Below are 18,324 nucleotides of genomic sequence, written 5' to 3' on the forward strand. Positions count from 1 at the left end.
AGAATGATCGGAGAATGCGGCTTTTCTTATGATTGGGGCCGCCTATGCAGCACGACGGATATTGGGTTTTCTCGCAGATTGATCCCGTAGCATTCAGTTTGGGACCATTATCGGTACGCTGGTATGGTCTCATGTACCTGTTCGGTTTTGCCTTCGCCATGTGGCTGGCTGGTCGCCGTGCCGATGCACCCAACAGCGGCTGGACCCGCAACGAGGTATCCGACCTGCTGTTCTACGGCTTCCTTGGGGTGATCCTGGGTGGCCGTATCGGCTATGTGCTGTTCTACAACTTCGATCTCTTCCTCGCCGACCCGACCTATCTGTTCAAGATATGGACCGGTGGCATGTCGTTCCACGGCGGCCTCATCGGGGTGATCACCGCCATGATCTGGTTTGCCCACAAAACCCAGCGCCACTTCTTCACCGTGGCGGATTTCGTGGCGCCGCTGATTCCGTTTGGCCTCGGTGTTGGCCGCATCGGCAACTTCATGAACGGCGAGCTGTGGGGTCGGGTGACCGATGTCCCCTGGGCAATCATCTTCCCCGAGGCTGGCCCCGAGCCGCGTCACCCGTCCCAGCTTTACCAGTTCGCGCTGGAAGGGGTGGTGCTCTTCATCATCCTGAACCTGTTCTGGCGCAAGCACCCGCCCCGTGGCGCCATCTCCGGCATGTTCCTGCTGTTCTACGGTCTGTTCCGCTTCCTGGTGGAGTTTGTTCGTCAGCCTGACAGCCAGCTGGGTCTCTACTTCAACGAGATCAGCATGGGTCAGATCCTCTCTACCCCGATGATAGTGGCGGGGGGCCTCATGGTCTGGGCCGCCTACAAGCAGCCCCGTCTGTTCGGCAATGCACCCAAGGAGGCGAAGTAATGCGTGCCTATCTCGACCTGATGCAGAAAATTCTGGATGAAGGGACCGTCAAATCCGATCGCACCGGGACCGGGACCATCTCCCTGTTCGGTCATCAGATGCGCTTCAACCTGGCCGAGGGATTCCCGCTGGTGACCACCAAGAAGTGCCACCTGCGCTCCATCATTCACGAGCTGCTCTGGTTCCTCAACGGCGATACCAACACCGCCTATCTGAAAGAGCACGGTGTCAGCATCTGGGACGAGTGGGCCGACGAGCACGGTGATCTGGGGCCTGTCTATGGTGCCCAGTGGCGCTCCTGGCCGGCGGCCGATGGGTCTGTCATCGACCAGATCCAGAAGGCGGTGGACGACATCAAGCACAACCCGGATTCCCGCCGCATCATCGTCTCCGCCTGGAACGTGGGCGAGCTGGATAAAATGGCGTTGGCACCCTGCCACGCCTTCTTCCAGTTCTATGTGGCGGATGGCAAGCTCTCCTGCCAGCTCTACCAGCGTAGTTGTGATGTTTTCCTTGGCCTGCCGTTCAACATTGCCAGCTATGCGCTGCTGACCCACATGATGGCGCAGCAGTGCGATCTGGAAGTGGGGGACTTTGTCTGGACCGGTGGCGATGTGCACCTCTATTCCAACCACATGGAGCAGACGGCACTGCAACTCACCCGCGAGCCGCGCCCCCTGCCGCAACTGGTGATCAAGCGCAAACCTGACTCCATCTTCGATTACAGATTCGAGGATTTCGAGATCCAGGGCTATGATCCCCATCCTGGGATCAAGGCGCCTGTCGCTATTTGAGTAGATAATGAGCCTGGGGCGAGTATCGTCTCCCAGGTGACGATGAATCGACACTCAGCTGTTAGAGGCACCTTCGGGTGCCTTTTTGCATTTTATGTGAATAAATATGCGGAATTCCGGGTGGAGAGATGGCTCCTGAAAAGGGGAAATAACCTGCTTATAGCAGGTATTATCTGTTTTGCTTTCGGTTTTTTCGTTGTTATCAGCCATTAGAAACGATTTTTCATTGAGCTACTCTGGCCCTAGACTGAAAAGATGCAATTTTATGGGTAGTTAGATATGAGCGATGTATTCAAGCGTTTTCTCAAACTGGAGTCCGCTTCCGGGATCATTCTGATCCTGGCCGCCCTGCTTGCCATCGGCCTGGCCAATTCGGCGCTGGCGCAACACTATCAGGGCTTCCTCAATACCGAGGTACAGGTTCGCATCGCGGCCCTCGACATCAACAAGCCGCTGCTGCTCTGGATCAACGATGGCTTCATGGCGATCTTCTTCCTGCTGGTGGGTCTCGAGGTGAAGCGAGAGATGCTGGAGGGGGCGCTTTCCTCCCGGGTGCAGGCAACCTTCCCGGCCATTGCTGCCGTGGGGGGGATGTTGGCACCGGCCCTCATCTATAGCTTCTTCAACTACGGAGACGAGGCTACCCGTGCTGGCTGGGCGATTCCGGCCGCAACCGACATCGCCTTCGCTCTCGGGGTCATGGCGCTGCTGGGCAAGCGGGTACCGACCAGCCTCAAGGTCTTCTTGCTGGCGCTGGCTATCATGGACGATCTGGGGGTCATCATCATCATTGCCCTCTTCTACACCCAGCAACTGTCGCTGACTGCGCTGGCGATAGGTGTGGTGGCCACCCTGACCTTGCTCTGGATGAATCGCCGTGGTGAGGACAGGATTGGACTCTATATGCTGGTCGGCCTGGTGCTCTGGGTTGCCGTGCTCAAGTCCGGTGTCCATGCGACCCTGGCGGGGGTCATCGTGGGCTTCATGATCCCCCTCAACGGCAAGCGTTACGCATCGCCACTCAAGCATCTGGAGCATGTGCTGCACCCCTGGAGTGCCTTCCTGATCCTGCCGCTGTTCGCTTTCGCCAACGCCGGGGTATCGCTGGAGGGGATCTACTTCTCGGCTCTGCTCAATCCGCTCCCCATGGGGATCATCCTGGGGCTCTTCGTCGGCAAGCCGCTCGGGATTTTCACCATCAGCTGGCTGGCTGTGAAATCAGGCATTGCCCAATTGCCGCAAGGAGTGAACTTCAGACAGATCTTTGCCGTCAGCATCCTGTGTGGCATCGGTTTTACCATGTCGATGTTTATCGCATCGCTGGCATTCGAGCATGGCGGACTGGACTACGGCAGCTACTCGCGCCTCGGGATCTTGGCAGGTTCCACACTCGCGGCTGTGATCGGTTACATCGCACTGCGGATATCGCTGCCCAATCGGGAGGCGAATCAAAGTACGGAGGGGTTATGAGAAAACTAGGATGGTTAGTCATGCTGGCGAGCCCTGCACTCTGGGCAGATAGCCTGGTTGATTGTCAGCGGGATGCCACCTCGGCAAGTTGTTCTGCCTATCTCAACGGGGTGGTCGACAGCGCACTCATGCTGGGGGACTCTCAGGTAAAAGCCCGGTTCGGAGAGACCTTCGCCGAACGGGCACTGAGCAGTCGTGCCGGCGAGCGAGTCAAGCTGTCCAACAAGCGCTACTGCACCGAGCGAATGCCGGATGCCGATCGTCTCAAGGCCCATCTGCAGGCACAGTTCGACTCGAACAAGGTTGACTCGATCAGCGACATGTATGACATTCTGGCGGTTGAACTCAGCTGCTACCGGAGCCCGCCTAGCGCGGGAACCCCATCGGATGTCACACCTTAACTACAACCATCTCTACTATTTTTGGATGACTCAGAAGAAGGGCTCCGTCACGCAGGCGGCGGAAGCCCTCTTTTTGACCCCACAGACCGTGACCGGTCAGATCAAACTGCTTGAGCAGCGTCTTGGCGGCAAGTTGCTGATCAGAAAGGGGCGCTCCCTTGAGGCCACCGAGCTTGGCCAACTGGTATTTCGCTATGCGGACAAGATGTTCAGCCTCTCCTACGAGATGCTGGATATCGTCAACTACCGCAAGGAGAGCCAGATCCTGTTCGACGTGGGTATCGCCGATGCACTCTCCAAGCGTCTTGCCAGCCGGGTACTGCTCTCCGTGATCCCCAATGATGGTTCCATTCACCTGCGCTGCTTCGAGTCGACTCATGAACTGCTCCTGGAGCAGTTGAGCGAGCACAAGCTCGACATGATCCTCTCTGACTGCCCGGTGGACTCCAGCCAGCATGCTGGGTTGCTGTCCAAGCGTCTGGGGGGATGCGGCGTCAGTTTCTTCTGCAAGGCGCCTCTGCCCTCCCAGCCTTTCCCTGCTTGCCTGGAAGAGCGCAAGCTGCTCATCCCGGGCCGCCGTACCGCCATGGGTCGTCAACTGACCCAGTGGTTCGAGCAGCAGGGGATTTCCCCCAGTATTCTGGGAGAATTCGATGATGCGGCGCTGATGAAGGCGTTCGGCTTCTTCAACCAGGGCATCTTCATGGCTCCGACCATCTATCGGGAAGAGATCCTGGAGGGGGAGGAGGTGATGCTGCTAGGTGAAACCCAGGATCTGATGGAGGAGTATTACGTCATCTTTGCCGAGCGGATGATCCAACATCCTGCGGTCAAGCGAGTATGCGAGAGTGATTTCTCCTTCCTCTTTGCCGGGCAGGAGGATTTCACGGCCATTCAGCCGGCAAGCCTCTCGTTTTAAATCGACGGTGACGGCGCTATGATGCCTGTCTTGGAAGAGGAGGGTGAGATGCAATTGGAAGAAATGGAAGCGAATGCCGGGCGTGCCGTCACCCTGCTCAAGGCATTGGCCAATGAACGGCGGCTGTTTATCTTGTGCCAGTTGCTGGATAGGGAGCTGTCGGTCGGCGAGCTGAACGAGGTATTGGGATTGAGCCAGTCAGCCATGTCGCAGCATCTGGCGGTGTTGCGCCGGGATGAGCTGGTGGTGACGAGGAAGGAAGCCCAGACGGTCTATTATTCCCTGCGCAGCCATGAAGTGCGTGAGATGATCGGACTGTTGCACAGACTGTACTGTAGCGACCCCAAATAAAAAACCGGCACTAGGCCGGTTTTTTCAGCTTTCATCAGCGGATGCTGATTAAGCCATGGCTTTGATCTGGGCAGACAGGCGGCTCTTGTGACGAGCAGCTTTGTTCTTGTGGATCAGGCCTTTGGTCGCCATACGATCCATGATCGGCTGAGCAACAGCGAAAGCGGCAGTGGCAGCAGCCTTGTCACCAGAGGCGATGGCAGCGATCACTTTCTTCAGGTAGGTACGGGTCATGGAACGACGGCTGGCGTTGTGCTGACGACGTTTCTCTGACTGAAGAGCACGCTTCTTAGCAGATTTGATGTTAGCCAAGGTAAAACTCCTAAAACTGTCTTAGCGAGTGTATTGAAAAGGCCCGGAAATATGCCTTCCCAACCACATATTGTCAAATGATTTGTGCAAATAAACACCGCCCCCCGGTGGTGTGTCAGATGGGAGACGGTTAAACTGTCGGCCGATTCTAACAGCATTCTTTTCTTTCCGACAGTTCCAGAGGCCTCGTCTTGAGTAAGAAATTGATCAAATCCGGCATGATAGTGTCCGGAATGACGCTGGCATCCCGTGTGATGGGCTTGGTGCGCGATGTGGTCATCGCCAATTTGCTCGGTGCCGGGGTGGCCGCAGACGTCTTCTTCTTCGCCAATCGCATTCCCAACTTCTTGCGCCGTCTCTTTGCCGAAGGGGCATTCAACCAGGCCTTCGTGCCCGTGATGACGGAGTACAAGAAAAACGGTGACGAGCAGGCGGTTCGCGAGTTGCTGGCGGCGGTGGCGGGCACCCTGGGTGGTATCGTCACCGTGGTCACCTTGCTCGGGGTGCTGGGTTCCGGTGTCCTGACGGCCCTCTTTGGCTGGGGCTGGTTCTGGGACTGGCTGCACGGCGGACCGGCGGCGGAGAAGTTCGAGCTGGCCAGTCTGATGCTCAAGATCACCTTCCCCTATCTCTGGTTCATCACCTTCACCGCCATGGCGGGGGCCATTCTCAATACCTTTGGCCGTTTTGCCGTGTCCTCCTTCACGCCGGTGTTCCTCAACATCACCATGATTGCGGCGGCCTGGTGGATAGCGCCCTTGATGGAGCGCCCCGAGATCTCCCTGGCGATCGGTGTCTTCCTCGGCGGTCTGGTCCAGTTTTTGTTCCAGTACCCTTTTCTGCGCCAGCTCAACATGCTGGTCTGGCCCAAGTGGGGTTGGCACCATCCCGGGGTGGTGAAGATCCGTACCCTGATGATCCCGGCCCTGTTCGGTGTGTCGGTCAGCCAGATCAACCTGCTGATCAACACCATGCTGGCCTCGTTTCTGGCTACCGGTGCCATCAGCTATCTCTATTACTCGGACAGGTTGCTGGAGTTTCCCCTCGGCCTCTTTGCGGTGGCCATCAGCACGGTGATCCTGCCTGCCCTGGCCAGGAAACACGTGGATGCGGATCCGGCTGATTTTTCTCGCACCATGGATTGGGGGGTGCGCATGGTGATGTTGCTCGGCTTGCCAGCCATGGTCGGCATCGCCGTGCTGCGCGAGCCCATACTGCGGGTGCTTTTCATGCGCGGTGAGTTCGGTCTGCACGAGGTGAGCATGTCGAGTGCCAGCCTGCTGGCCTCCACTACGGGGCTGCTCTCCTTGATGCTCATCAAGGTACTGGCCCCCGGTTATTACGCCCGCCAGGACACCAGGACGCCGGTGCGTATCGGCATCATGGCCATGGTAGCCAACATGGTGTGCAACCTTATTTTCATCTATCCGCTCGGCTACGTCGGGCTGGCGCTGGCGACCGCCTGCTCCGGCACCCTGAATGCCGTACTGCTGTTCAAGGGGCTCTATCAGCAGGATGTTTATCGCCCTTCCCGCAACACCGGGCTGTTCTGCCTCAAGCTCTTGGCGGCAACGGTCTTGATGGGGGGGCTTCTGGCCTATCTATCACCGGATCTCCCCCAATGGGGGGCCTGGAGCATGGGCAAGGCCAGCCTGGAGTTGACCCTGCTGCTCTGCCTGGGCGGAGCACTGTACGGCATTGTCCTCTTGGCATTGGGGATCCGGCCACGTCACCTGAGAGCCGATCAGCAATAAGGAGCCAGCTGCAAGGGAGGGGACAGTACAGGGTCGATGGGGGAGCGGTCTCAGGGGCTGTCGGGTTGGCCCGCCAACGAGGTGCGATGCTCCTGGCCAAGTCCGAGAAGCGAGCGGGATGGCTAAATCGGGTCAACGGCAGGGCTGACCCTGCCTGCTGCCTGATATATAATCCGCCGATTTCCATGGCAGCAACGCACAAGGCACTGATGGAGCTTATTCGCGGCATTCACAATATCAAGCCCCGTCACCGGGGCTGTGTATTGACCATAGGCAACTTCGATGGGGTTCATCAGGGGCACCACGCAGTGTTGGCCCGTTTGCAGGAGAAGGCCGCCCAACTTGGCCTGCCCGCCTGTGTCATGTTGTTCGAACCCCAGCCGCTGGAGCTGTTTGCGGGCAGTGCCGCGCCCGCCCGCCTCAGCCGCTGGCGGGAGAAGTACGAAGCCCTCAAGGGAATGCAGATCGATCGCATGCTCTGCGTGCGTTTCACCCATCGTTTTGCCGAGCAGGCAGCCAGCACCTTCATCGAGCAACTGCTGGTGGAGAAACTCGGTGTGCACTATCTGGTGGTCGGCGACGATTTTCGCTTCGGCAAGGGGCGGGAAGGGGACTTCCACCTGCTGGAGGAGGCCGGTCAGCGCTTCGGGTTCGAGGTGATCAGCACCCAGAGTTTCCAGCTTTCCCGCCAGCGGGTCAGCAGCACCCTGGTGCGCGAGGCCCTCAAAGCGGGTCGCATGGCGGAGGTGGAGTTGATGCTCGGTCGCCCCTATGCCATCAGCGGCCGGGTGGCCCATGGCGACAAGCTGGGGCGCACCATAGGTTTCCCCACCGCGAATCTGGCCCTCAAACGCCAGGTTGTCCCGGTCGGTGGCGTGTTTGCGGTGGAAGTGATATGTTCCGGCAAGACTTTCCCCGGTGTCGCCAATGTGGGTGTACGTCCGACCTTGAGCGGTACACAAGCCAGATTGGAAGTACATCTATTTGATTTTTCTGGTGATCTATATGGTCAGCAGGTCAAGGTGCTGCTTCGCCACAAGCTGCGCGAAGAGCAGAAATTTGACTCTTTCACCGCCTTGAAAGAGCAGATCGAACGAGATGCCCTGGCGGCCCGAGCCTGGTTCGGGCTGCCACAATTTCATTTACCCAGCACTCTTTTAGAAAAGAAGGGAACCCAGGACTGATGAGCGACTATAAACACACCCTGAATCTGCCGGAAACCGAGTTTCCGATGCGTGGCGATCTGGCCAAACGCGAACCCAACATGCTGAAACGTTGGTACGATCAGGATCTTTACGGCGCCATTCGCCGCGCCAAAGCGGGCAAGCCTTCTTTCATTCTGCACGATGGCCCCCCCTATGCGAACGGCAGCATTCACATCGGTCACTCGGTCAACAAGATCCTCAAAGACATCATCATCAAGTCCAAAGGCCTTTCTGGCTTCGATTCCCCCTATGTACCGGGCTGGGATTGCCACGGTCTGCCCATCGAGTTGAAAGTGGAAGGCATGGTCGGCAAGCCGGGCGAGAAGGTTTCCGCCGCCGAGTTCCGCGCCGAGTGCCGCAAATACGCCAAAACCCAGATCGAAGCGCAGAAGACCGACTTCATCCGTCTGGGCGTGCTGGGTGACTGGGAACACCCCTACCTGACCATGGATTTTGGGACCGAAGCCAACATCATCCGCTCCATGGCCAAGATCGTTGCAAACGGCCACCTGCACAAAGGCTCCAAGCCGGTGCACTGGTGTACCGATTGCGGCTCCGCGCTGGCTGAAGCGGAAGTGGAGTACTACGACAAAAACTCCCCCTCCATCGACGTGCGCTTCAAGGCCGTCGACGAGGCTGCCGTTGCCGCCAAGTTTGATTGCGCCGAAGGCCACACCGGCAAGGGCGCGCTCTCTGCCGTGATCTGGACCACTACCCCGTGGACCCTGCCGGCCAACCGCGCCATCGCCATGCATGCCGATCTCGACTACGCACTGGTGCAGGTTGAGGGCGACAATCCCGAGCGCCTGATCCTGGCCGCCGAGCTGGTCAAGGACGTGATGGATCGCGCCGGCATCGAGCACTTCCACAACCTGGGCTACGCCAAGGGTGCCGCACTCGAGCTGCTGCGCTTCAACCACCCCTTCTACAGCTTCGACGTACCTGTGGTGCTGGGTGACCACGTCACTCTGGACGCCGGTACCGGCGCGGTGCACACCGCCCCTGGTCACGGTCAGGAAGACTTCGTGGTCGGTCAGAAGTACGGTCTGGAAGTGGCCAACCCGGTTGGCAGCAACGGCGTCTATCTGCCGGATACCGAACTGTTTGCCGGCCAGCACGTGTTCAAGGCCAATGCGGCCGTGGTCGAGGTGCTGACCGAGCGCGGTGCCCTGCTGCATCACAAGGTATTCAACCACTCCTACCCGCATTGCTGGCGTCACAAGACCCCGATCATCTTCCGTGCAACCCCCCAGTGGTTCATCAGCATGGAGCAGAAGGGTCTGCGCAAGCGTGCTCTGGAAGAGATCGAGCGTATCGAGACTCAGGGCATTGCCGAACACGGCCAGAGCGGCTGGGTCCCGGCCTGGGGCAAGAATCGGATCCAGGCGATGGTCGAGAACCGTCCCGACTGGTGTATCTCCCGTCAGCGTACCTGGGGCGTGCCCATCTCCCTGTTCGTTCACAAGGATACCCAGGCGCTGCACCCGGAGTCCGTGCGCCTGATGGAAGAGGTGGCCAAGCGGGTCGAGCAGTCCGGCATCCAGGCCTGGTGGGATCTGGACAAGGCCGAGCTGCTGGGCGCGGACGCCGACAACTACGAGAAGGTGCCCGACACCCTGGACGTCTGGTTTGACTCCGGTTCTACCCACGCCTCCGTGGTCGACGCCCGTCCCGAGTTCAACGGCAAGCCGGCCGACATGTATCTGGAAGGCTCTGACCAGCACCGTGGCTGGTTCATGTCCTCCCTGATGATCGGCGTCGCCATGAAGGACAAGGCACCCTACAACCAGGTGCTGACTCACGGCTTCACCGTGGATGGTCAGGGCCGCAAGATGTCCAAGTCCATCGGCAACGTGGTAAGCCCTCAGGACGTGATGAACAAGCTGGGTGCCGACATCCTGCGTCTGTGGGTAGCGAGCACTGACTACACCGGTGAGATGACCGTCTCCGACGAGATCCTCAAGCGCTCCGCCGACGCCTATCGTCGTATCCGCAACACTGCCCGTTTCCTGCTGGCCAACCTGAACGGTTTCAATCCGGCGACCGACATGGTGTCGCCTGCCGACATGGTAGTGGTGGATCGCTGGGCAGTGGGCCGTGCCAAAGCGGTACAAGCCGAGATCGTAGCCGCGTTCGATGAGTACAACTTCCACGGCGTGACCCAGAAGCTGATGCAGTTCTGCTCCATCGAGATGGGCTCCTTCTATCTGGATGTCATCAAGGACCGCCAGTACACCGCCAAGGCTGACAGCCTGGCCCGTCGCTCCTGCCAGACCGCCCTCTATCACATCGCCGAGGCCATGGTGCGCTGGATGGCGCCCATCATGAGCTTCACCGCCGACGAGATCTGGGCCCTGCTGCCGGGTGAGCGCGGCGAGTTCGTGTTCACCGAGGAGTGGTACGACGGCCTGTTCGGGCTGGAAGCGGGCGAAGTGCTGAACGACGAGTTCTGGGCCGAGATCCTCACCGTGCGCGGTGAAGTGAACAAGGCGCTGGAAGTGGCCCGTGGCGAGAAGCGCATCGGCGGTTCTCTGCAGGCCGAGCTGACCCTGTTCGCCAAGCCGGAGCTGGCCGCGCGTCTGAACGCCCTGGCCGATGAGCTGCGCTTCGTGCTGCTCACCTCCAAGGCCAAGGTGGTCAGCGTCGATGCTGCACCGGCAGAGGCCGTGGCAACCGAGCGTGATGACCTGTGGCTCTGCGTGGCCCAGTCTGCCGCCGCCAAGTGCGACCGCTGCTGGCACCATGTGGAAGACGTGGGCACTATTGCGGGCCATGAAGAGATCTGTGGCCGCTGCGTCACCAACGTCGAGGGTGACGGCGAAACGCGTCAATTTGCCTGATGAACATGACTCAACATAAAAGCGGCCTGCGTTGGCTGTGGCTGGCGGTGCTGGCCTTCGTACTGGACCAGGCGAGCAAGCTCGCCGTGGTCAAGCTGCTGCCGTTTGGCTACCCGGGGGTGGAGATCGCCCCCTTCTTCAACCTGGTCCACGTCTACAACAAGGGGGCGGCTTTCAGCTTCCTGGCAGATCAGGGAGGCTGGCAGCGCTGGTTCTTCGCTGTGCTGGCGTTCGCCATCTGCGGCCTGCTGATCCACTGGCTGCGCAAGCAGTCGGTCACCCAGCGCTGGAGCGGTATCGCCTACAGCCTGATCATCGGCGGTGCGCTCGGCAACGTGTTTGACCGGCTGGTGCTGGGCCATGTGGTCGACTTCCTCGACTTTTACTGGCAGCGCGCCCACTGGCCGGCGTTCAATCTGGCTGACAGCTTCATCTTCATCGGTGCCGCCATGATCGTGCTGGACGGCTTCCGTGGCGAGAAAAAACAGGACGCGACCTCATGAGCCAGCTAATTGCTGCGGACAGCAGCGTGCTGTTCCATTTCTCTATCAAACTGGAAGATGGCTCGGTGGCCGACAGCACGGCGCTGCACGGCAAGCCTGCCCGTCTGCGGATGGGAGACGGCAGCTTGACGCCGAGCTTCGAGCAGTGCCTGCTGGGGCTGCGCGAAGGGGAGAGCAAGAGCTTTACCCTGGCGCCGGAAGAGGCGTTCGGCCTTTCCAATCCCGACAACATCTACCATCTCGATCGCGCCAAATTCGGTAACGAAGTTGAGCCCAAGGTGGGTGCCATCATCCTGTTCGACCAGCCCAACGGCAGCGAACTGCCCGGGATCATCCGGGCGGTGGAAGGGATGTCGGTCACGGTCGATTTCAACCACCCCCTGGCCGGTCACACCGTCACCTTCGAGGTGGAGATCCTGGGGGTTGATGACGAGGAGAAGGTGCACTGATGGATATTCTGCTGGCTAACCCCCGTGGCTTCTGTGCCGGTGTCGACCGGGCCATCAGCATCGTCGAGAGCGCGCTGGAGAAGTTCGGTGCCCCGATCTATGTCCGTCACGAAGTGGTGCACAACCGCTACGTGGTGAACAAGCTCAAGGAGGCGGGTGCCGTTTTCGTCGAAGAGCTGGACGAGGTGCCGGATGACAGCATCGTAATCTTCTCCGCTCACGGTGTCGCCAAGGTCGTGCGCGAGATGGCCAAATCCCGCGCCCTCAAGGTGTTCGATGCCACCTGTCCGCTGGTGACCAAGGTGCACATGGAGGTCCATCGCGCCAGTCGCAAGGGCTCCGAAGCCGTGCTCATCGGCCATGCCGGCCACCCCGAGGTGATCGGCACCATGGGACAGTACGAGAACAGTGAGGGTGGCATGTATCTGGTGGAGACGCCGGAAGATGTGGCCAAACTCAAGGTGAAGAACCCGGATGACCTCTGCTTCGTGACCCAGACGACACTCAGCGTGGACGAGACCTCGGATGTCATCGATGCCTTGCGTGCGCACTTCCCCAAGATCCAGGGGCCGCGCAAGGATGACATCTGCTACGCCACCCAAAACCGCCAGGATGCGGTGCGGGAGATGGCCGGGCTGGTGGACGCCATGCTGGTGGTGGGATCGCGCAACTCTTCCAACTCCAACCGTCTGAGGGAGCTGGCCGAGAAGGTGGGCGCCAAGGCCTACCTCATCGACGATGCCTCCATGATTGAGCCGCAATGGCTGGACGGGGTTGCCCGTATCGGGGTCACGGCGGGTGCGTCAGCCCCCGATGTGCTTGTTCAGAATGTCATCGCCCGGCTGCGCGAGCTGGGAGGCAAGATAGTGACCGAGCATCCTGGCCGGGAAGAGAATGTGGTGTTTGAAGTGCCGCCCGAGCTTAGAATTATTTGAATGTGGCCAGGATGGCCTGAGAATAAAGAGTTATGTTCCTGATGCCGGATTTGTCGTTGCGACCTATCCGGCATTAGACTATATGAACCGCCAGTCACCAAGGATGGGTTATGATTGGGTTCTATCGAGGCTTTTCTCTCATTGAATTGATGATTGTCGTCGCAATCGTGGCGATTCTTGGCACTATTGCCTATCCCTCCTATCAGCGTTACCTGCTGTCCAGCCACCGAATTGATGCCAAAAAAATGCTGTTGGATGCCGCCAACAGACAAGAAACCTATTTTATGGACTTCAATCGGTATACCTCATCCGCAGCCGATTTGAATATCTCGGAGAACTCCGAATCCGGCTTCTATCACCTGGTCATCTCAGCCGGGGTCAATACATACATCCTGTTTGCCACAGCCTCTGGTGCGCAGGGGTCAGACAGCGACTGCATCATTTTCTCCATCGACCAGGATGGCACCCGGAGTGCCACCCGGCTCGGGGATACCGTCAACAATGCTTGCTGGGACTAGGCGATGAAACCACTGCACCATCGACACACGAGGGGATTCAGCCTGCTGGAGGTGATGATTGCGGCCGTGGTGCTCTCCTTCGGCTTGCTGGGATTGGTTGCCATGCAGGTCACCGCCAAGTTTTCCAGCTACGAAGCGCGTCAGCGCACCATCGCCAACTGGCTGGCCAATGATCTGGTCGAACGCGCCAGGATCAACAAAGACAGCTGGTCTGGTCAGGGAACGACAGTGGTATCCGGCAACGCGATCCTGGATATGCCGAGCTGTGCCAACAACAATGGCACCATGTCGGATTGCAGCAGGACTGAGCGGCAGGCACTGGACCTCTTCTACTGGCAGCAGTCCCTGCTGGGAACCGCAGTATCCGGTGCCGCGTCACCTCTGCAATCTCCGGTCGGCTGCGTGATTCGTGGCGCCAACAACAGTTTGACCATAGGGATCTTCTGGCGGGGTCGTGAGTCTCTGTCTGATGGCGCAGATGTGGTCACCGCCGTGCGCAACAGCTGTGGACTGGGGAATGCCGCAGACAGACAGAGGCGTCAGTTCGTGCTGACGACCACATTATGAACGCCCGTGGCTTTACCCTGATCGAGTGGCTGATCGCCATGCTGATCGGCGTATTCTTGGTCGGTGGCGGCTTGAGCATCTTTGTGGCTTCTCGCGCCACCACCGAAGATGCTTTCGATCAGAGTGAGTTGCAGGAAAATGGCCGTATCGCCATGCGTCTGCTCACCCAGGATCTGAAATGGGCCGGCTTCTGGGGGGATTATACGGGGTCTCCAATGACTAAAGACTTGGGGATAACCTTAAGTAGCGGGACTACTGTAGCAAAAGATTGTTTAGATGACTTAGATCGTGGCAGTTTTCCAACTAGTACAGGTTCACTACGTTCATTCTGGGTTGCGCATATAGATGGAAATAGAACCGTGATAGGAGGGGGGCTCGACTGCATTGATGTCGGTGACCGTATAGCCAATTCAGACGTTGTGAGTATCAAGCGATTAGTTGGAAACTCTTTGGAATCTAAAGATCTAGTGACTACACGCTTTTATCTTGCAACTACAACACAGTCAGCCTACCTATTCAAAAAGGGGGAGGCCATCCCCGGCACCATGATAAACCCGCAGTTGTGGGAATATCAGCATTTTATTTACTACCTATCTCCTAATTCAAAAAATGGCAACCCTGAGCTGCGTAAGCGATATTTAACGCCTGGGGGTGGTTCTTTATTAATTGGTGGAGCAATGGCCGAAGGAATTGAACAGATGAGAATATTGCTTGGTGTTGATGACAGCTTAGTCCCTGATGGCGAAATTGATCGCTATGTCGCTACCAACAATGTCACAGGGCAGGAGTGGAGTGAGGGGCGAGTCATCGCCGCTAGAGTCTTTGTGCTCGTGCGTTCGTTACAAGTTTCCAGTCGCTATGTCAATAACAACACCTATCAGGTTGGCGATATTCAGGTCCCGGGTAACGGCGATGGTTATCGTCGTTTGCTATTGGAGTCGAGCGTCTCATTACGTAATCCAGCGGTGATTGCAGGAGGAGGGAAATGAAATCCCAGAGCGGTGTGGCTCTGATCATAGCCCTGATCATTCTGGTGCCCCTGACCCTGATTGCCGTGGTGGTGATGCAATCTTCGGGGCAAGACCTCAAGATGGCAGGTTCGTCTGCCAGCTTCCGCCAGGCAGAGCACCGACTCGAAGGCATTATCGAAGCCGCTATACAGAGCAACAACATATCGACGGTGATTGCCGGCATGAGCGACACTCCGGGGGCCAGTGCGGCGATCAGCATCAATAGCAGCAATGCTTCGGCCGCGGTCGCTCTTGCTAATCGCACCGAAACCGTGTGCAAGAGAAAGATTGACGCCAGCAGCAGCAATGTGATTCCTAAGTGCAAGTATGTCGAGCTGCAGGCCAATGTGAATTATGGAAAATATGTTCGCCCGTTGACTTGGATTGCGGGTGTAGAACAACCACTGCTCACCGAATAGGAGCGAAGGATATGTGGTTACGACGACTTGGAGTGATTTTATGCTGGTGTAGCCTTGTGTTTGGCATTACATCGACGAGAGCCGATGACACCGAACTGTTTATATATGACTTTAACAAGGCCGGGGATTTTCGCCCCAAGGTGCTGCTGATATTTGATACATCCGGCAGTATGAAAGAAACAATGCAGGTGAGTGAAGCCTATGATCCCGCAACAATATATCCAGCATTACCTAATGACCCCGACACAAACAATAGCAAAAAGTACATATATTTCTCTTCAAATAGCAGTGTGCCTAAATAGCTGTTCCGAATAGTAGATCACCGGAGGAAGGGAACTCAGTCCAGTTTGTGCGATCTGATTAGTCGCTAAACAAAACAAGCCACACCCAAAGGACTGAGTTGATGCCTATCCTACCACCTCTGCCACGACCACAACGGCGCCGCATTCACAAAATCATCCATGCCACCCGTGATAAAGGACATGCTCGTCGCTTGATGGCCATCTTGCTGTTACATGAAGGACGCACGATCACCGATGTTCATCACCTTACCGGCGCTGCGCGCTCGACCATCGGTCGTTGGCTTCGGTGGTATCGAGATGAAGGCATAGATGCGCTAGAAGCCTTACCGGCTGGCCGTGCCCCAGTCTTACCTATCGCCAAGATTGTCACCTTACTGGTGCTGCTCATGCAGTTTTCTCCGCAAGATTTTGGTTATCAGCGCAGCCGTTGGTGTACTGAACTATTGGCTATAAAAATCAATCGGTTAACAGGGCTCAATGTGGCAGCCTCCACGCTCCGCCGATGGTTACCTCGTATGGGCATTGTCTGGCGCAGGCCCGTGCCGACCTTGCGGATAAAAGACCCAGCCTATCAGGAAAAAATGGCGAATATCGACGCCGCGCTGGCCCGCTGTGATGCCGATAATCCGGTGTTTTATGAGGATGAAGTCGATATAGACCTCAATCCCAAATTAGGAGCCGACTGGATGTTCAGAGCGCAGCAAAAGCGGGTTGTCACACCGGGGCAGAATGCCAAGCATTATCTGGCAGGCGTTCTCCACGCAGGCAACGGAAGGGTACTTTACGTCAGCGGGATCAAGAAAAACTCATCGCTGTTTATTGCCATGCTGGAAAAGCTGCGCCACCACTACCGACGAGCCAAAACCATCACGTTGATCCTCGATAACTACATCATTCACAAAAGCAAACAGACCGAGCGATGGTTGAAGAAGAATCCCAAGTTCTGCCTGGTGTTCCAGCCAGTTTACAGCCCCTGTCTCTTGATCAGATCTTGATCCCCTGCGCCATCAGATCCTTGGCGGCAAGAAAGCCATCCAGTTTACTTTGCAGGGCTTCCCAACCTTCCCAGAGGGCGCCCCAGCTGGCAATTCCGGTTCGCTTGCTGTCCATAAAACCGCCCAGTCTGGCTATCGCCATGTAAGCCCACTGCAAGCTACCTGCTTTCTCTTTGCGCTTGCGTTTTCCCTTGTCCAGATAGCCCAGTAGCTGACATTCATCCTGAGTCAGCACCGTTTCAGCTGACTGGCTTTCTACGTGTTCCGCTTCCTTTAGCAGCCCTTGCGCCCTGAGTGCTTGCGGCAGCGTGAAGCTTTCTCTGAGCTGTAACAGCCTGACCGCGACAAACGAGAGGATCGAGACCATCCGCTCCAGATTATCCGGCTCCTCCATGCGTTGCCTCTCGGCTCCAGCTCCGGTTTTCCATGCCTTATGGAACTCCTCGATCCGCCAGCGATGGGTGTATATGTCGATGACCCGCAAGGCTTGGGCTAGTGACTCGACGGGTTCACTGGTTAACAACAACCATTTCAACGGGGTCTCACCCTTGGGCGGGTTAATCTCCTCGGCCAACACCGCATTGAGCGTGATATTCCCCTGTTTTAGCGTGATGCGCCCACTGCGCAGGCTCAAGCTCGCCTTGCGGGCGGGTCGATTTTTACGTTTACCGCGTTTATCCACCACGCCCTTTTGCGGGATGCTGATCTGATAGCCACCCAGCTCCGGTTGGTTTTTCAGATGGTCGTACAGATACAATCCGGAGCCAGTGTCCTTGCGCGGGTGCTTGGAGCGCACTACAAATCGCTCTTTATGTGTCAGTTTGTCCTGCAGGTAAGCATGGATATCGGCTTCGCGGTCACAGACCGCAATCACGTTGCTCATCATACTGCCCATGCGTAACCGGCTAGTTGCGGCCGCAGCCAGCCATTTGCCACTCTCCTTTTCATCCGCGTCGGCAGGGTCATCCGGGCGCATCCACCACTCCTGATGCAGTAATCCTACGGTGCGGAATGTAGTGGCCTCGAGCAAGAGAACGGAGTGAACCCACCATCCGCGGGATTTATCTCCAATAGCACCCAGCTTGCCAAGCTCTTCGGCGACCTGGTGGCGATAACTCAAAGAAGTGGTGTCCTCAATGGCCAGCAGTTCGGGAAACGCCTGAGCTAACTTGACGGTTTGCATGGCGCCAGCCTTTCTGATCGCCTCGGCAGAGACGTTGGGATTGCGGATAAATCGGTAAGCGCCTTCCTGCATGGCTTCACAGCCCTCTGATGAGATGGTTATTGATTTTCCAGAACATTTTGCCAATTGAGCGGCGACGTTAACCAGACGGGTGGTACGGCGAGGATCACCCAGCGCCGCCGAAGAGAACACAGATTTAGCCCAGTCAGCCGCACGATGAAGAGCAGAAGTTATCATGATCGTTACCATGTTAGGAGGTCACATGGAAGATCAGATCCTGGAAAACGGGAATGGTTCCGTTCAGGGCGCTACTTGTGTATAAGAGTCAGTTACAGCCCTTGGGTTAATCACATAGAACGGCTATGGCACAAGTTACATGAAACCATCACGCGCAATCATCAATGCAGAGGGATGGCAAACCTGCTGGCCCGAGTGAAACACTTCATGGATACCGTGTCTCCTTTCCCGGGGAATGGCTATGGCACAGCGAAGGTGTAGCACTATTGGGATCAGTTATTTAGTATTACC

The 18,324-nt window shown here is 57.4% G+C and carries 18 protein-coding genes and 2 pseudogenes; 18 read left to right on the forward strand and 2 right to left on the reverse strand.

The genetic code is table 11. The features are described 5' to 3' along the window. Positions 1-44: 44 nt before the first annotated feature. The 6 genes from lgt (at position 45) to C2U47_RS13270 (ending at position 4,804) form a co-directional block, all read left to right on the forward strand. A complete protein-coding gene (lgt, locus tag C2U47_RS13245) occupies positions 45-869 on the forward strand; it encodes a prolipoprotein diacylglyceryl transferase (protein ID WP_043153049.1) in 825 nt (274 codons plus the stop codon). Further along, a complete protein-coding gene (gene thyA / locus C2U47_RS13250; RefSeq protein WP_103261679.1) occupies positions 869-1,663 on the forward strand; it encodes a thymidylate synthase in 795 nt (264 codons plus the stop codon). The genes lgt and thyA overlap by 1 nt, the downstream gene beginning before the upstream one ends. Before the next feature lie 279 nt (positions 1,664-1,942). Further along, entirely contained in the window at positions 1,943-3,133 is a 1,191-nt protein-coding gene (gene nhaA / locus C2U47_RS13255) for a Na+/H+ antiporter NhaA (protein WP_103261680.1), read from the forward strand. A gap of 20 nt (positions 3,134-3,153) precedes the next feature. Then, positions 3,154-3,534, forward strand: a complete 381-nt coding sequence (locus C2U47_RS13260) for a hypothetical protein (RefSeq protein ID WP_174218567.1) — start codon at positions 3,154-3,156, stop codon at positions 3,532-3,534. Continuing rightward, positions 3,521-4,453, forward strand: coding sequence for a transcriptional activator NhaR (gene nhaR, locus C2U47_RS13265; protein ID WP_010673095.1), 933 nt, complete (start codon positions 3,521-3,523; stop codon positions 4,451-4,453). Before C2U47_RS13260 ends, nhaR begins: the two co-directional genes overlap by 14 nt. Positions 4,454-4,501: 48 nt before the next feature. Continuing rightward, positions 4,502-4,804, forward strand: a complete 303-nt coding sequence (locus tag C2U47_RS13270) for an ArsR/SmtB family transcription factor (protein WP_103261961.1) — start codon at positions 4,502-4,504, stop codon at positions 4,802-4,804. A 48-nt stretch (positions 4,805-4,852) separates the two neighbouring features. Here the strand turns inward: C2U47_RS13270 and rpsT are convergent, their stop codons facing one another. After that, positions 4,853-5,116 (reverse strand): 30S ribosomal protein S20, encoded by a 264-nt coding sequence (gene rpsT, locus C2U47_RS13275; protein WP_005308808.1) that lies wholly within the window; start codon positions 5,114-5,116, stop codon positions 4,853-4,855. Positions 5,117-5,307: 191 nt separating this feature from the next. On the opposite strand from rpsT, the gene murJ reads away from it, so the two are divergent. The 11 genes and pseudogenes from murJ to C2U47_RS13330 form a co-directional block, all read left to right on the forward strand. Continuing rightward, positions 5,308-6,870: a murein biosynthesis integral membrane protein MurJ gene (gene murJ / locus C2U47_RS13280; RefSeq protein ID WP_041210955.1), complete on the forward strand. Its 1,563-nt coding sequence runs from the start codon at positions 5,308-5,310 to the stop codon at positions 6,868-6,870. Between the two features lie 209 nt (positions 6,871-7,079). Then, positions 7,080-8,054, forward strand: coding sequence for a bifunctional riboflavin kinase/FAD synthetase (gene ribF, locus C2U47_RS13285; RefSeq protein WP_103261682.1), 975 nt, complete (start codon positions 7,080-7,082; stop codon positions 8,052-8,054). Continuing rightward, positions 8,054-10,915, forward strand: coding sequence for an isoleucine--tRNA ligase (gene ileS, locus C2U47_RS13290; RefSeq protein WP_103261683.1), 2,862 nt, complete (start codon positions 8,054-8,056; stop codon positions 10,913-10,915). The genes ribF and ileS overlap by 1 nt, the downstream gene beginning before the upstream one ends. Continuing rightward, positions 10,915-11,418: a signal peptidase II gene (gene lspA / locus C2U47_RS13295; RefSeq protein ID WP_103261684.1), complete on the forward strand. Its 504-nt coding sequence runs from the start codon at positions 10,915-10,917 to the stop codon at positions 11,416-11,418. Before ileS ends, lspA begins: the two co-directional genes overlap by 1 nt. After that, a complete protein-coding gene (gene fkpB / locus C2U47_RS13300) occupies positions 11,415-11,867 on the forward strand; it encodes an FKBP-type peptidyl-prolyl cis-trans isomerase (RefSeq protein ID WP_103261685.1) in 453 nt (150 codons plus the stop codon). The genes lspA and fkpB overlap by 4 nt, the downstream gene beginning before the upstream one ends. Continuing rightward, positions 11,867-12,802, forward strand: coding sequence for a 4-hydroxy-3-methylbut-2-enyl diphosphate reductase (gene ispH, locus C2U47_RS13305; RefSeq protein WP_039039990.1), 936 nt, complete (start codon positions 11,867-11,869; stop codon positions 12,800-12,802). The genes fkpB and ispH overlap by 1 nt, the downstream gene beginning before the upstream one ends. Positions 12,803-12,912: 110 nt before the next feature. Further along, entirely contained in the window at positions 12,913-13,320 is a 408-nt protein-coding gene (tppA, locus tag C2U47_RS13310; protein ID WP_039039991.1) for a type IVa pilus pseudopilin TppA, read from the forward strand. 3 nt (positions 13,321-13,323) lie between these two features. After that, positions 13,324-13,887 carry a type IV pilus modification protein PilV gene (gene pilV / locus C2U47_RS13315; RefSeq protein WP_103261686.1) on the forward strand — a complete coding sequence of 188 codons (564 nt, stop codon included), beginning with the start codon at positions 13,324-13,326 and terminating at the stop codon, positions 13,885-13,887. After that, positions 13,884-14,876: a PilW family protein gene (locus C2U47_RS13320; protein ID WP_081999332.1), complete on the forward strand. Its 993-nt coding sequence runs from the start codon at positions 13,884-13,886 to the stop codon at positions 14,874-14,876. Before pilV ends, C2U47_RS13320 begins: the two co-directional genes overlap by 4 nt. Beyond that, the gene (tppD, locus tag C2U47_RS13325) at positions 14,873-15,316 is read left to right on the forward strand and encodes a type IVa pilus pseudopilin TppD (protein ID WP_069785400.1); all 444 of its coding nucleotides are present in this window, start codon (positions 14,873-14,875) and stop codon (positions 15,314-15,316) included. The genes C2U47_RS13320 and tppD overlap by 4 nt, the downstream gene beginning before the upstream one ends. Before the next feature lie 403 nt (positions 15,317-15,719). Continuing rightward, positions 15,720-16,592: pseudogene (locus tag C2U47_RS13330) on the forward strand (IS630-like element ISAhy2 family transposase); the annotation flags it as partial. A gap of 10 nt (positions 16,593-16,602) precedes the next feature. On the opposite strand, the gene C2U47_RS13335 reads toward C2U47_RS13330, so the two are convergent. Continuing rightward, positions 16,603-18,033: an IS4-like element ISAeme22 family transposase gene (locus C2U47_RS13335; protein WP_041207141.1), complete on the reverse strand. Its 1,431-nt coding sequence runs from the start codon at positions 18,031-18,033 to the stop codon at positions 16,603-16,605. A gap of 93 nt (positions 18,034-18,126) precedes the next feature. Here C2U47_RS13335 and C2U47_RS13340 point away from each other — a divergent pair. Beyond that, positions 18,127-18,294 (forward strand): annotated as a pseudogene (locus C2U47_RS13340) (IS630 family transposase); the annotation flags it as partial. Positions 18,295-18,324: the final 30 nt, after the last annotated feature.

The sequence above is a fragment of the Aeromonas sp. ASNIH7 genome (assembly GCF_002903485.1).
GTDB classification, from domain to species: Bacteria; Pseudomonadota; Gammaproteobacteria; order Enterobacterales; family Aeromonadaceae; genus Aeromonas; species Aeromonas caviae.